This window comes from Bacillus sp. B19-2 (genome assembly GCF_022832475.1).
GTDB classification, from domain to species: Bacteria; Bacillota; Bacilli; order Bacillales; family Bacillaceae; genus Bacillus; species Bacillus paralicheniformis.
Map to the genome: position 1 here is coordinate 35460 of NZ_JALHKQ010000008.1, position 11058 is coordinate 46517.

The following is an 11058-nucleotide window of genomic DNA, read 5'->3' on the forward strand; positions in this document are numbered from 1 at the left end:
AAAGAAGGAGGGAAATTCAAAATGGCGATTAAAAAGTACAAACCGACCTCTAACGGACGTCGCGGCATGACAACTTCTGATTTCGCAGAAATCACAACAGATCAGCCGGAAAAATCCTTGCTTTCTCCGCTTCACAAAAAAGGCGGACGTAACAACCAAGGTAAATTAACTGTACGTCATCAAGGCGGCGGACATAAACGCCAATACCGTATTATCGACTTCAAACGCGATAAAGATGGTATACCTGGACGCGTTGCTACAGTTGAGTACGATCCAAACCGTTCAGCTAACATTGCTCTAATTAACTATGTAGACGGAGAAAAACGCTACATCCTGGCTCCTAAGGGCCTTCAAGTAGGAACTGAAATCATGTCAGGACCAGAAGCTGACATTAAAGTAGGTAACGCACTTCCACTGATCAACATCCCTGTTGGTACAGTCGTGCACAACATTGAATTGAAACCTGGAAAAGGCGGACAGCTGGTACGTTCAGCTGGAACATCTGCTCAAGTTCTTGGTAAAGAAGGAAAATACGTTCTTGTACGTCTGAACTCCGGTGAAGTTCGCATGATCCTTTCTGCTTGCCGTGCTTCTATCGGTCAAGTGGGTAACGAACAACACGAACTGATCAACATCGGTAAAGCAGGACGTTCTCGCTGGAAAGGCATCCGCCCTACAGTTCGCGGTTCTGTTATGAACCCTAACGATCACCCGCACGGTGGTGGTGAAGGACGCGCTCCAATCGGACGTAAATCACCTATGTCTCCATGGGGTAAACCAACTCTTGGATTCAAAACTCGTAAGAAAAAGAACAAATCAGATAAATTCATCGTACGTCGTCGAAAAAATAAATAACGGGGTTGTCTACGGTTCATATCGGACCGTAGTGCAATCACGAAGGGAGGTTCCAAAATGGCTCGCAGCTTAAAAAAAGGACCATTTGTCGATGATCATCTAATGACAAAAATCGAGAAATTAAATGAAACGGATAAGAAACAAGTTGTGAAAACTTGGTCTCGCCGTTCTACTATTTTCCCGCAATTTATCGGTCACACAATCGCAGTCTATGACGGACGCAAACATGTGCCTGTTTACATCTCTGAAGATATGGTAGGTCACAAGTTGGGTGAATTCGCACCGACTCGTACTTACAAAGGTCATGCTAGTGATGACAAAAAAACAAGACGCTAATGAGAGGAGGCTTTTAAATGCAACAAGCTAAAGCTGTCGCAAGAACAGTCCGTATTGCTCCTCGTAAGGCACGTCTAGTAATGGACCTGATTCGAGGCAAGCAAGTAGGTGAAGCAGTATCGATCTTAAACCTTACGCCAAAAGCTGCTTCCCCGATTATTGAAAAAGTTTTAAAATCTGCTATCGCTAATGCTGAGCACAACTACGAAATGGATGCAAACAACCTGGTTGTTACTCAAGCTTACGTGAACGAAGGCCCGACGTTGAAAAGATTCCGTCCGCGCGCTATGGGACGTGCAAGCCAAATCAACAAACGTACGAGCCACATTACAATCGTTGTATCAGAAAAGAAGGAGGGATAACTCGTGGGTCAAAAGGTAAATCCAGTCGGTCTTCGTATTGGTGTTATACGTGATTGGGAATCTAAGTGGTACGCTGGCAAAGATTACGCTGACTTCCTTCACGAAGATCTAAAAATCCGTGAATTTATTAATCAACGCCTGTCTGACGCCTCTGTTTCTAAAGTGGAAATCGAGCGTGCGGCAAACCGTGTAAATATTACGATCCACACAGCTAAGCCTGGTATGGTTATCGGTAAAGGCGGTTCTGAAGTTGAAGCGCTTCGCAAAGCCCTTAACAGCCTTACTGGCAAGCGTGTACACATTAACATTCTTGAAATCAAAAGAGCTGATCTTGATGCTCAGCTAGTTGCTGATAACATTGCTCGTCAATTGGAAAACCGTATTTCATTCCGTCGTGCGCAAAAGCAACAAATCCAACGCACAATGCGCGCTGGTGCACAAGGTGTGAAAACAATGGTATCCGGTCGTCTTGGCGGCGCTGACATCGCTCGTTCTGAATACTACAGTGAAGGAACTGTTCCATTGCACACTTTGCGTGCAGACATCGACTATGCTACATCTGAAGCCGACACAACTTACGGCAAGCTTGGTGTAAAAGTCTGGATCTATCGTGGAGAGGTTCTTCCTACTAAGAAGAAAACTGAGGAAGGAGGAAAATAATATGTTAATGCCAAAACGCGTTAAATATCGCAGAGAGCATCGCGGAAAAATGCGCGGCCGTGCGAAAGGCGGCACTGAAGTGCATTTCGGTGAATACGGTATCCAGGCTCAAGAAGCTTCTTGGATCACAAACCGCCAAATCGAAGCAGCACGTATTGCGATGACTCGTTACATGAAACGTGGCGGTAAAGTTTGGATCAAAATTTTCCCTTCTAAGCCTTATACAGCTAAGCCTCTAGAGGTTCGGATGGGTTCCGGTAAAGGTGCTCCTGAAGGATGGGTAGCTGTTGTAAAACCGGGCAAAGTTTTATTTGAAATTTCTGGTGTGTCTGAGGAAGTCGCTCGTGAAGCTCTTCGTCTTGCATCTCACAAATTGCCAATTAAAACGAAGTTCGTAAAACGTGAAGAAATTGGTGGTGAATCAAATGAAAGCTAATGAAATTCGTGACCTTACCACTGCTGAAATTGAACAAAAAGTAAAGTCTCTTAAAGAAGAACTTTTCAATCTTCGCTTTCAATTAGCGACAGGACAACTTGAAAATACTGCTCGCATTCGTGAAGTGCGCAAGTCAATCGCGCGCATGAAAACTGTGATTCGGGAAAGAGAAATTGCTGCCAACAAATAATTCCGGAGGGAGGTTCTCTAAAACATGAGCGAACGCAATCAGCGCAAAGTCTACCAAGGACGTGTTGTTTCTGACAAAATGGATAAAACCATCACTGTCGTTGTAGAAACTTACAAAAAACATTCACTCTACGGTAAACGCGTAAAGTACTCTAAAAAATTCAAAGCACATGATGAAAATAATCAAGCTAAAATCGGTGACATCGTAAAGATCATGGAAACTCGTCCATTATCTGCGACTAAACGTTTTCGTCTAGTTGAAGTTGTCGAAGAAGCTGTTATTATCTAATAAAGTTCGGAAATCCTTTTTCCGAAGGGAGGTAACAAATAATGATTCAACAAGAGACTCGTTTAAAAGTAGCTGATAACTCTGGTGCCCGTGAAGTGTTAACAATCAAGGTGCTTGGTGGTTCTGGACGCAAAACAGCTAACATTGGTGATGTCATTGTTTGCACGGTTAAACAAGCAACACCAGGAGGCGTTGTCAAAAAAGGTGAAGTCGTGAGAGCTGTTATCGTTCGTTCTAAGAGCGGCGCACGCAGAAATGACGGATCTTACATCAAATTCGATGAGAATGCATGTGTTATTATCCGTGACGACAAAAGCCCGCGCGGAACTCGTATCTTCGGACCTGTAGCACGTGAACTTCGTGATAACAACTTCATGAAAATTGTTTCTCTAGCTCCAGAAGTACTTTAATGATATCAATGCCGGACTAAGGAGGTGCGATCAGGATGCATGTTAAAAAAGGCGATAAAGTAATGGTTATCTCTGGTAAAGACAAAGGGAAACAAGGAGTGATCCTTGCAGCTTTCCCTAAAAAAGACCGCGTAATCGTTGAGGGTGTCAACATGGTGAAGAAGCACGCAAAGCCGACTCAAGCAAATCCTCAAGGCGGAATTTTAAATCAAGAGGCGCCAATTCATGTGTCAAACGTAATGCCGCTCGATCCTAAAACAGGTGAAGTGACGCGCGTAGGATACAAAGTAGAAAATGGCAAAAAAGTTCGTGTTGCAAAAAAATCTGGGCAAGTTCTAGATAACTAGTAATAAAGGAAGGGAGGTCTATCTCATGAACCGCCTTAAAGAAAAGTACAATAAAGACATTACACCTGCATTAATGAAAAAGTTCGAATACAAATCTGTGATGCAAGTGCCTAAAATCGAAAAAATCGTAATCAACATGGGTGTTGGTGACGCTGTTCAAAACGCTAAAGCTATCGATAGCGCTGTAGAAGAACTAACGTTTATCGCTGGTCAGAAACCTGTCGTTACTCGTGCGAAGAAATCTATTGCTGGATTCCGTCTTCGTGAAGGAATGCCAATCGGTGCGAAAGTAACTCTTCGCGGAGAGCGCATGTACGATTTCCTTGATAAACTAATTTCTGTTTCTTTACCGCGTGTACGTGACTTCCGCGGAATTTCAAAAAAATCTTTTGACGGTCGTGGAAACTACACACTAGGAATCAAAGAACAGCTGATCTTCCCTGAAATTGACTATGATAAGGTAACTAAAGTTCGCGGTATGGACATCGTTATTGTAACGACTGCCAACACTGATGAAGAAGCTCGTGAACTGTTAACTCAATTAGGTATGCCATTCCAGAAATAATCAATGAAAGGGAGGCGAAATCGTGGCTAAAAAGTCAATGATTGCGAAACAAAAACGCACACCGAAGTTTAAAGTACAAGAGTACACTCGCTGCGAACGCTGCGGCCGTCCGCACTCTGTTATTCGTAAATTTAAACTTTGCCGTATTTGTTTCCGTGAACTTGCATATAAAGGACAAATTCCTGGCGTTAAAAAAGCCAGCTGGTAATCCCCGTTTATGGGAAGGAGGTTATTAAATAATGGTTATGACAGATCCGATTGCAGATATGCTGACTCGTATTCGTAATGCAAACATGGTGCGTCATGAGAAGCTTGAAATTCCTGCTTCTAAGTTGAAAAGAGAAATCGCTGAAATCTTGAAAAGAGAAGGTTTCATTCGTGACGTAGAATTCATTGAAGATAACAAACAAGGCATCATCCGTGTTTTCTTGAAATACGGACAAAACAACGAGCGTGTCATCACTGGCCTTAAAAGAATCAGCAAACCAGGTCTGCGCGTTTACGCTAAGTCAAACGAAGTGCCTCGCGTACTGAACGGACTTGGAATCGCAATTCTTTCTACATCACAAGGTGTGTTAACGGATAAAGAAGCCCGCGCTAAACAGGCTGGCGGAGAAGTATTAGCATACGTTTGGTAAGAAGTTTAACATGAATGGAGGTGTTTGGTATGTCTCGTGTAGGTAAGAAGCTACTTGAGATTCCTTCAGGCGTTACAGTTACTATGAACGACAACACTGTAACCGTGAAAGGACCAAAAGGAGAATTAACTCGTACGTTTCATCCTGATATGAAGATTAAAATTGAGGACAATGTACTTACTGTAGAACGTCCTTCTGATAATAAAGAACACCGTGCGCTGCATGGCACAACTCGCAGCATCATCGGAAACATGGTTGAAGGTGTATCTAAAGGTTTTGAAAGAGGTTTGGAATTAGTCGGTGTCGGTTACCGTGCTTCTAAATCCGGAAACAAACTTGTTTTGAACGTTGGATACTCTCACCCAGTAGAAATCGTTCCTGAAAACGGAATTGAAATCGAAGTTCCATCTCAAACAAAAGTAGTTGTAAAAGGTACAGATAAAGAGCGTGTTGGAGCTACTGCTGCAAACATTCGCGCTGTACGTTCTCCAGAGCCTTACAAAGGCAAAGGGATCCGCTATGAAGGAGAAATGGTTCGTCGTAAAGAAGGTAAATCTGCTAAGTAAAACCGCTTAATGTGAGAAAGGAGTGACCCAGATGATTACGAAAACAAGCAAGAATGCTGCACGTCTTAAAAGACACGGTCGTGTTCGCGCGAAGCTTTCAGGAACCCCTGAGAGACCTCGTCTAAATGTTTTCCGTTCAAACAAACATATTTACGCACAAGTGATCGATGACGTGAACGGTGTTACACTTGTGAGTGCATCTACTCTTGATAAAGACTTTAACGCTGAAAATGGCAGCGATACGTCTGCGGCTGCAAAAGTTGGCGAGCTTGTTGCAAAACGCGCTTCTGAAAAAGGTATCACAAATGTCGTGTTCGACCGTGGCGGTTACCTTTATCATGGACGTGTAAAAGCATTGGCTGATGCTGCACGCGAAGCTGGATTAGAATTTTAATAAAAGAAGGAGGGACATATGAATATGCGTCGTATTGACCCAAGCAAATTAGAGTTAGAAGAACGCTTAGTTACCGTTAACCGCGTAGCGAAAGTTGTTAAAGGTGGTCGTCGTTTCCGTTTCGCAGCTCTAGTCGTTGTCGGTGACAAAAACGGTCACGTTGGTTTCGGAACTGGTAAAGCACAAGAAGTTCCGGAAGCGATTCGCAAAGCTGTTGAAGATGCGAAAAAGAATTTGATCGAAGTACCAATGGTTGGAACTACAATTCCACACGAAATCATCGGACGTTTCGGTGCAGGAAACATCTTGTTAAAACCTGCTTCTGAAGGTACGGGAGTTATCGCTGGAGGCCCAGTACGTGCGGTACTTGAGCTTGCAGGTGTAGCTGATATCCTTTCTAAGTCTTTAGGTTCTAACACACCGATCAACATGATCCGTGCAACAGTCCAAGGTTTAAGCGAGCTGAAACGCGCTGAGGACGTTGCGAAGCTTCGTGGAAAATCTGTAGAAGAACTGTTAGGATAAGGAGGGAACATTAATGGCTAAATTAGAAATTACCCTCAAACGCAGTGTAATCGGACGCCCGGAAGATCAGCGCATTACTGTAAGAACGCTCGGTTTAAAGAAAACAAACCAAACTGTCGTTCATGAAGACAACGCTGCAATCCGCGGTATGATTAACAAAGTATCTCATTTAGTTTCTGTTAAAGAACTTTAAAAATAAACGATAGGCTAAGGAGGTGTCCAAATGAAACTTCATGAATTAAAGCCCGCAGAAGGTTCACGTAAAACGCGCAACCGCGTAGGTCGTGGTATTGGTTCTGGTAACGGTAAAACAGCAGGTAAAGGTCATAAAGGTCAAAACGCTCGTTCTGGCGGCGGTGTACGTCCTGGATTCGAGGGTGGACAAATGCCTTTATTCCAACGTCTTCCTAAACGCGGTTTCACAAACATCAACCGCAAGGATTTCGCTGTGGTCAACCTAGACAAACTCAACAGCTTTGCAGAAGGGACGGAAGTTACTCCTGAACTTCTTTTAGAAACAGGTGTAATCAGCAAGTTGAAATCTGGAGTGAAAATTCTTGGCGACGGTAAATTAGAAAAGAAATTAACTGTTAAAGCCAATAAATTCTCCGCTTCTGCTAAACAAGCAATTGAGGCTGCTGGCGGTACAGCTGAGGTGATCTAACTTGTTTAAGACAATCTCCAATTTTATGCGTGTGAAGGATATTCGGAATAAGATTATCTTCACTCTTTTAATGCTTATCGTCTTTCGTCTCGGTTCGTTCATTCCTGTGCCGCATGTAAACACAGAAGTTTTAAAGGCACAGGATCAAATGAGCGTATTTGGGATTCTAAACACATTTGGCGGCGGTGCATTGTTCAACTTCTCCATTCTTGCGATGGGAATCATGCCTTACATCACAGCTTCAATCATCATTCAGCTCCTGCAGATGGATGTTGTGCCGAAGTTTACCGAATGGTCTAAGCAAGGAGAAGTTGGTCGCCGAAAACTAGCTCAGTTCACAAGGTACTTCACAATCGTTCTTGGATTTATCCAGGCTTTAGGTATGTCTTACGGGTTTAACAACATGGCCGGCGGCGCGTTGATTACAAACCCTGGAGTCGGTACTTATTTGCTTATTGCGGTTGTACTAACTGCTGGAACTGCTTTTTTAATGTGGCTGGGAGAACAAATTACGTCTCATGGCGTTGGTAACGGAATATCCATTATCATCTTCGCCGGTATCGTTGCCGGCATTCCGCAGACGATTAATCAGATCTACGCTCAGCAGTTTGTAGATGCTGGAGATCAGTTATTCTTGCAAATCATAAAGGTTGTCGTTATATTGGTTGCGATTTTGGCGATTGTCGTTGGCGTTATTTTCATCCAACAGGCAGTTAGAAAAATTTCAATTCAATATGCGAAAGGTTCAGGCCGTTCACCGGTTCCTGGCGGCCAGTCTACACACTTGCCGCTGAAGGTTAACCCGGCGGGAGTTATTCCGGTTATCTTTGCAGTAGCGTTTATCACCACTCCGCGGACCGTGGCAACATTTTTTGGTACCAATGACGTCACGAATTGGATTCAAAAAACGTTTGATTACACGCATCCGGTCGGAATGGGAGTTTATGCGGCATTGATCATCGCCTTTACCTATTTCTATGCATTTGTGCAGGTAAACCCTGAGCAAATGGCCGATAATCTTAAAAAACAAGGTGGCTATATTCCGGGAGTTCGTCCAGGAAAAATGACTCAAGATAGAATTACGAGCATTTTGTATCGACTTACATTTGTAGGCTCCATATTCTTGGCCGTGATTGCCATTCTTCCTGTCTTGTTCGTTAATATTGCTGGGCTGCCTTCATCTGCACAAATTGGCGGAACAAGTTTGCTGATTGTCATCGGGGTTGCACTTGAAACAATGAAGCAGCTTGAAAGCCAGCTGGTAAAACGAAACTATCGTGGATTTATGAAGCACTAGAGGAAATGGGGCGCGCCCATTCCCTCTAAAATAGAGAGGACGGGGAATCCGAAATGAACTTAGTCTTAATGGGACTGCCTGGAGCCGGTAAAGGGACACAGGCTGAACGGATTGTTGAAGATTTTGGGATACCTCATATCTCAACAGGAGACATGTTCCGCGCTGCGATGAAAGAAGAAACGGATCTGGGACTCGAAGCCAAATCATACATTGATAAAGGTGAGCTTGTTCCGGATGAAGTGACAATTGGTATTGTCAGGGAGAGACTTGGCAAGAATGATTGTGACGGAGGTTTTCTTCTGGACGGATTTCCGAGAACAGTCGCTCAAGCTGAAGCACTTGAGGAAATTCTTAAAGGACTTGGCAAGTCGATTGACCATGTCATCAACATTCAAGTCGATAAAGATGCATTGATGGAACGTCTGACAGGACGCAGAATCTGCAAAAACTGCGGTGCAACTTATCATTTAGTCTTTAATCCGCCTGCGAAAGAAAATGTATGCGACAAGTGTGGAGGAGAGCTTTATCAGCGTGAAGACGATAATGAAGCTACCGTATCCACGCGGTTAGAGGTCAACATGAAGCAAACCCAGCCTTTACTCGATTTCTACGAGGATAAAGGATATCTCGTAAACATTGACGGGCAAAAGCACATCAATGAAGTTTACGCTGATATAAAGGAGCTTCTCGGAGGCCGGGACAAATGATTATTTGTAAAACTCCCCGAGAAATCGAAATCATGCGGGAAGCCGGAAGAATTGTCGCTTTAACTCATCAGGAGCTGAAAAAGCACATTAAACCCGGCATCTCGACAAAAGAACTGGATCAAATTGCCGAACGTTTTATTACAAAGCAAGGTGCAATCCCGTCTTTTAAAGGGTATAATGGTTTTCGCGGGAGCATTTGCGTTTCGGTCAACGAAGAACTCGTGCACGGTATTCCGGGAAAACGGGTCCTTCGCGACGGGGACATCATCAGCATCGATATCGGTGCGAAGCTGAACGGTTATCATGGTGACTCTGCATGGACTTATCCAGTGGGTACGATCAGCGATGATGATCAGAAGCTGCTGGATGTGACAGAGGAGTCTTTATATAGAGGCTTGAAGGAAGCAAAACCGGGAGAACGTTTGTCGAATATTTCCCACGCAATTCAAACGTATGTCGAAAGCGAACAATTTTCAGTCGTCAGGGAATATGTAGGACACGGGGTAGGGCAGGATCTGCATGAGGATCCGCAAATTCCTCACTACGGTCCGCCGAACAAAGGCCCGCGCTTAAAGCCTGGCATGGTCCTGGCCATTGAGCCGATGGTCAATGCAGGCACACGCTATGTCAAAACATTGGCTGACAACTGGACGGTTGTAACTGTGGACGGGAAGAAGTGTGCTCACTTTGAACACACGGTTGCCATAACGGAAGCCGGTTTTGAGATACTGACAAAAGCCTAGGTGAAATGAGATGTATCGGAAAACACCTGAAATTGGACAGTTCGTACGCATAATTAGAGGCCGCGAAATGAACCAATACGCAGTTGTTATTGATATAGTCGATCATCATCATGTGCTGGTAGCAGACGGAGAAAAGCGTAAATTTCATTCTCCTAAGAAAAAGAATATCAATCATTTAACCTTTTATGATTGCGTATCTCCGGAAGTTCAGAACAGTATAAACGAAACAGGGCGTGTGACAAACGGAAAATTGAGATTTTCTCTTTTGAAATTTGTCAGAGAGCAAGTTACTGATTTGAAGAAGGGAGAACACTTGAATGGCGAAAGACGATGTAATTGAAGTGGAAGGTACTGTAGTCGAAACGCTGCCAAACGCAATGTTCAAAGTTGAACTTGAGAATGGCCATACGGTTTTGGCTCACGTATCTGGTAAAATCCGCATGCACTTCATTCGCATTTTACCTGGAGACAAAGTTACGGTAGAATTATCTCCATATGACTTAACTCGTGGTAGAATTACGTACCGTTACAAATAAAGCACTCCGGAAATTGAAGGAGGTTGGAAACACATGAAAGTGAGACCATCAGTTAAACCGATCTGTGAAAAATGTAAGGTCATTCGCAGAAAAGGAAAAGTAATGGTGATCTGTGAAAATCCAAAGCATAAACAAAAACAAGGATAATTTTTAAGGAGGTGCGAGAGAGATGGCTCGTATTGCTGGTGTAGATATCCCACGTGATAAACGTGTTGTTATTTCATTAACATACATCTTTGGAATCGGTCGTACAACGGCTCAGCAAGTTCTAAAAGAAGCTGGAGTTTCTGAAGATACTCGCGTTCGTGATTTGACTGAAGAAGAACTTGGTAAAATCCGTGACGTGATTGACAAATTGAAAGTTGAAGGTGACCTTCGCCGTGAAGTGTCTCTTAACATCAAACGTCTGATCGAAATCGGAAGCTACCGCGGAATTCGTCATCGTCGCGGATTGCCTGTTCGCGGTCAAAATACTAAAAATAACGCGCGTACTCGTAAAGGTCCGCGTCGTACTGTAGCTAACAAGAAAAAATAAGCAA

24 protein-coding genes are annotated in these 11058 nt (G+C 43.6%); all 24 read left to right on the forward strand.

Annotated features, from left to right (window positions below):
- The first annotated feature begins 21 nt into the window (after window positions 1-21).
- The 24 genes from rplB to rpsM are packed head-to-tail and all read left to right on the forward strand — an operon-like array spanning window position 22 to window position 11054.
- Window positions 22-855: a 50S ribosomal protein L2 gene (gene rplB, locus MST20_RS20135; protein ID WP_243944430.1), complete on the forward strand. Its 834-nt coding sequence runs from the start codon at window positions 22-24 to the stop codon at window positions 853-855.
- Window positions 856-912: 57 nt separating this feature from the next.
- Window positions 913-1191, forward strand: coding sequence for a 30S ribosomal protein S19 (gene rpsS / locus MST20_RS20140; protein ID WP_006640321.1), 279 nt, complete (start codon window positions 913-915; stop codon window positions 1189-1191).
- Window positions 1192-1208: 17 nt separating this feature from the next.
- Complete coding sequence (gene rplV, locus MST20_RS20145; RefSeq protein ID WP_020449862.1) at window positions 1209-1553, forward strand: 50S ribosomal protein L22; 345 nt, start codon at window positions 1209-1211, stop codon at window positions 1551-1553.
- 3 nt (window positions 1554-1556) lie between these two features.
- On the forward strand, window positions 1557-2213 hold the full coding sequence (rpsC, locus tag MST20_RS20150) for a 30S ribosomal protein S3 (RefSeq protein WP_023855912.1): 657 nt from the start codon (window positions 1557-1559) through the stop codon (window positions 2211-2213).
- Between the two features lies 1 nt (window position 2214).
- Window positions 2215-2649, forward strand: coding sequence for a 50S ribosomal protein L16 (rplP, locus tag MST20_RS20155; protein WP_006640324.1), 435 nt, complete (start codon window positions 2215-2217; stop codon window positions 2647-2649).
- Entirely contained in the window at window positions 2639-2839 is a 201-nt protein-coding gene (gene rpmC, locus MST20_RS20160; RefSeq protein WP_003178343.1) for a 50S ribosomal protein L29, read from the forward strand. Before rplP ends, rpmC begins: the two co-directional genes overlap by 11 nt.
- 24 nt (window positions 2840-2863) lie before the next feature.
- A complete protein-coding gene (gene rpsQ / locus MST20_RS20165; protein ID WP_003178345.1) occupies window positions 2864-3127 on the forward strand; it encodes a 30S ribosomal protein S17 in 264 nt (87 codons plus the stop codon).
- A gap of 41 nt (window positions 3128-3168) precedes the next feature.
- Window positions 3169-3537 carry a 50S ribosomal protein L14 gene (gene rplN, locus MST20_RS20170; RefSeq protein WP_020449864.1) on the forward strand — a complete coding sequence of 123 codons (369 nt, stop codon included), beginning with the start codon at window positions 3169-3171 and terminating at the stop codon, window positions 3535-3537.
- Window positions 3538-3572: 35 nt separating this feature from the next.
- On the forward strand, window positions 3573-3884 hold the full coding sequence (rplX, locus tag MST20_RS20175; RefSeq protein ID WP_154999532.1) for a 50S ribosomal protein L24: 312 nt from the start codon (window positions 3573-3575) through the stop codon (window positions 3882-3884).
- Between the two features lie 25 nt (window positions 3885-3909).
- The gene (rplE, locus tag MST20_RS20180; RefSeq protein ID WP_020449865.1) at window positions 3910-4449 is read left to right on the forward strand and encodes a 50S ribosomal protein L5; all 540 of its coding nucleotides are present in this window, start codon (window positions 3910-3912) and stop codon (window positions 4447-4449) included.
- A gap of 22 nt (window positions 4450-4471) precedes the next feature.
- On the forward strand, window positions 4472-4657 hold the full coding sequence (rpsN, locus tag MST20_RS20185) for a 30S ribosomal protein S14 (protein ID WP_003178353.1): 186 nt from the start codon (window positions 4472-4474) through the stop codon (window positions 4655-4657).
- Between the two features lie 31 nt (window positions 4658-4688).
- Window positions 4689-5087 carry a 30S ribosomal protein S8 gene (gene rpsH, locus MST20_RS20190; protein ID WP_003178355.1) on the forward strand — a complete coding sequence of 133 codons (399 nt, stop codon included), beginning with the start codon at window positions 4689-4691 and terminating at the stop codon, window positions 5085-5087.
- A 29-nt stretch (window positions 5088-5116) separates the two neighbouring features.
- Window positions 5117-5653, forward strand: coding sequence for a 50S ribosomal protein L6 (gene rplF / locus MST20_RS20195; RefSeq protein ID WP_043925510.1), 537 nt, complete (start codon window positions 5117-5119; stop codon window positions 5651-5653).
- 31 nt (window positions 5654-5684) lie between these two features.
- Complete coding sequence (gene rplR / locus MST20_RS20200; RefSeq protein ID WP_020449866.1) at window positions 5685-6047, forward strand: 50S ribosomal protein L18; 363 nt, start codon at window positions 5685-5687, stop codon at window positions 6045-6047.
- 24 nt (window positions 6048-6071) lie between these two features.
- Window positions 6072-6572: a 30S ribosomal protein S5 gene (gene rpsE / locus MST20_RS20205; RefSeq protein ID WP_023855910.1), complete on the forward strand. Its 501-nt coding sequence runs from the start codon at window positions 6072-6074 to the stop codon at window positions 6570-6572.
- Between the two features lie 13 nt (window positions 6573-6585).
- Window positions 6586-6765: a 50S ribosomal protein L30 gene (gene rpmD / locus MST20_RS20210; protein ID WP_003178363.1), complete on the forward strand. Its 180-nt coding sequence runs from the start codon at window positions 6586-6588 to the stop codon at window positions 6763-6765.
- Window positions 6766-6795: 30 nt separating this feature from the next.
- Complete coding sequence (gene rplO / locus MST20_RS20215) at window positions 6796-7236, forward strand: 50S ribosomal protein L15 (protein ID WP_026586056.1); 441 nt, start codon at window positions 6796-6798, stop codon at window positions 7234-7236.
- A 1-nt stretch (window position 7237) separates the two neighbouring features.
- The gene (gene secY / locus MST20_RS20220) at window positions 7238-8533 is read left to right on the forward strand and encodes a preprotein translocase subunit SecY (protein ID WP_020449870.1); all 1296 of its coding nucleotides are present in this window, start codon (window positions 7238-7240) and stop codon (window positions 8531-8533) included.
- Between the two features lie 53 nt (window positions 8534-8586).
- Window positions 8587-9240, forward strand: a complete 654-nt coding sequence (locus MST20_RS20225; protein ID WP_003178371.1) for an adenylate kinase — start codon at window positions 8587-8589, stop codon at window positions 9238-9240.
- Window positions 9237-9983 carry a type I methionyl aminopeptidase gene (map, locus tag MST20_RS20230; RefSeq protein WP_243944432.1) on the forward strand — a complete coding sequence of 249 codons (747 nt, stop codon included), beginning with the start codon at window positions 9237-9239 and terminating at the stop codon, window positions 9981-9983. Before MST20_RS20225 ends, map begins: the two co-directional genes overlap by 4 nt.
- A gap of 10 nt (window positions 9984-9993) precedes the next feature.
- A complete protein-coding gene (locus MST20_RS20235; RefSeq protein ID WP_243944434.1) occupies window positions 9994-10323 on the forward strand; it encodes a KOW domain-containing RNA-binding protein in 330 nt (109 codons plus the stop codon).
- Window positions 10301-10519, forward strand: a complete 219-nt coding sequence (infA, locus tag MST20_RS20240; protein ID WP_003178377.1) for a translation initiation factor IF-1 — start codon at window positions 10301-10303, stop codon at window positions 10517-10519. The genes MST20_RS20235 and infA overlap by 23 nt, the downstream gene beginning before the upstream one ends.
- 33 nt (window positions 10520-10552) lie before the next feature.
- A complete protein-coding gene (rpmJ, locus tag MST20_RS20245; RefSeq protein ID WP_003156543.1) occupies window positions 10553-10666 on the forward strand; it encodes a 50S ribosomal protein L36 in 114 nt (37 codons plus the stop codon).
- Between the two features lie 22 nt (window positions 10667-10688).
- Complete coding sequence (gene rpsM / locus MST20_RS20250; protein WP_006640338.1) at window positions 10689-11054, forward strand: 30S ribosomal protein S13; 366 nt, start codon at window positions 10689-10691, stop codon at window positions 11052-11054.
- The last annotated feature ends 4 nt before the right edge of the window (window positions 11055-11058 follow it).

Bases quoted from the DNA above. Each gene is read 5' to 3' on its own strand.
- rplV (WP_020449862.1), top strand. From the start codon at position 1,209: ATGCAACAAGCTAAAGCTGTCGCAAGAACAGTCCGTATTGCTCCTCGT.
- rpsQ (WP_003178345.1), top strand. From the start codon at position 2,864: ATGAGCGAACGCAATCAGCGCAAAGTCTACCAAGGACGTGTTGTTTCT.
- rplX (WP_154999532.1), top strand. From the start codon at position 3,573: ATGCATGTTAAAAAAGGCGATAAAGTAATGGTTATCTCTGGTAAAGAC.
- rpsS (WP_006640321.1), top strand. From the start codon at position 913: ATGGCTCGCAGCTTAAAAAAAGGACCATTTGTCGATGATCATCTAATG.
- MST20_RS20225 (WP_003178371.1), top strand. From the start codon at position 8,587: ATGAACTTAGTCTTAATGGGACTGCCTGGAGCCGGTAAAGGGACACAG.
- MST20_RS20235 (WP_243944434.1), top strand. From the start codon at position 9,994: ATGTATCGGAAAACACCTGAAATTGGACAGTTCGTACGCATAATTAGA.
- rplP (WP_006640324.1), top strand. From the start codon at position 2,215: ATGTTAATGCCAAAACGCGTTAAATATCGCAGAGAGCATCGCGGAAAA.
- rplO (WP_026586056.1), top strand. From the start codon at position 6,796: ATGAAACTTCATGAATTAAAGCCCGCAGAAGGTTCACGTAAAACGCGC.
- rpmJ (WP_003156543.1), top strand. From the start codon at position 10,553: ATGAAAGTGAGACCATCAGTTAAACCGATCTGTGAAAAATGTAAGGTC.
- rpsM (WP_006640338.1), top strand. From the start codon at position 10,689: ATGGCTCGTATTGCTGGTGTAGATATCCCACGTGATAAACGTGTTGTT.
- rplF (WP_043925510.1), top strand. From the start codon at position 5,117: ATGTCTCGTGTAGGTAAGAAGCTACTTGAGATTCCTTCAGGCGTTACA.
- rplB (WP_243944430.1), top strand. From the start codon at position 22: ATGGCGATTAAAAAGTACAAACCGACCTCTAACGGACGTCGCGGCATG.
- rplN (WP_020449864.1), top strand. From the start codon at position 3,169: ATGATTCAACAAGAGACTCGTTTAAAAGTAGCTGATAACTCTGGTGCC.
- rpmC (WP_003178343.1), top strand. From the start codon at position 2,639: ATGAAAGCTAATGAAATTCGTGACCTTACCACTGCTGAAATTGAACAA.
- rplR (WP_020449866.1), top strand. From the start codon at position 5,685: ATGATTACGAAAACAAGCAAGAATGCTGCACGTCTTAAAAGACACGGT.
- infA (WP_003178377.1), top strand. From the start codon at position 10,301: ATGGCGAAAGACGATGTAATTGAAGTGGAAGGTACTGTAGTCGAAACG.
- rpsH (WP_003178355.1), top strand. From the start codon at position 4,689: ATGGTTATGACAGATCCGATTGCAGATATGCTGACTCGTATTCGTAAT.
- rplE (WP_020449865.1), top strand. From the start codon at position 3,910: ATGAACCGCCTTAAAGAAAAGTACAATAAAGACATTACACCTGCATTA.
- rpmD (WP_003178363.1), top strand. From the start codon at position 6,586: ATGGCTAAATTAGAAATTACCCTCAAACGCAGTGTAATCGGACGCCCG.
- map (WP_243944432.1), top strand. From the start codon at position 9,237: ATGATTATTTGTAAAACTCCCCGAGAAATCGAAATCATGCGGGAAGCC.
- rpsE (WP_023855910.1), top strand. From the start codon at position 6,072: ATGCGTCGTATTGACCCAAGCAAATTAGAGTTAGAAGAACGCTTAGTT.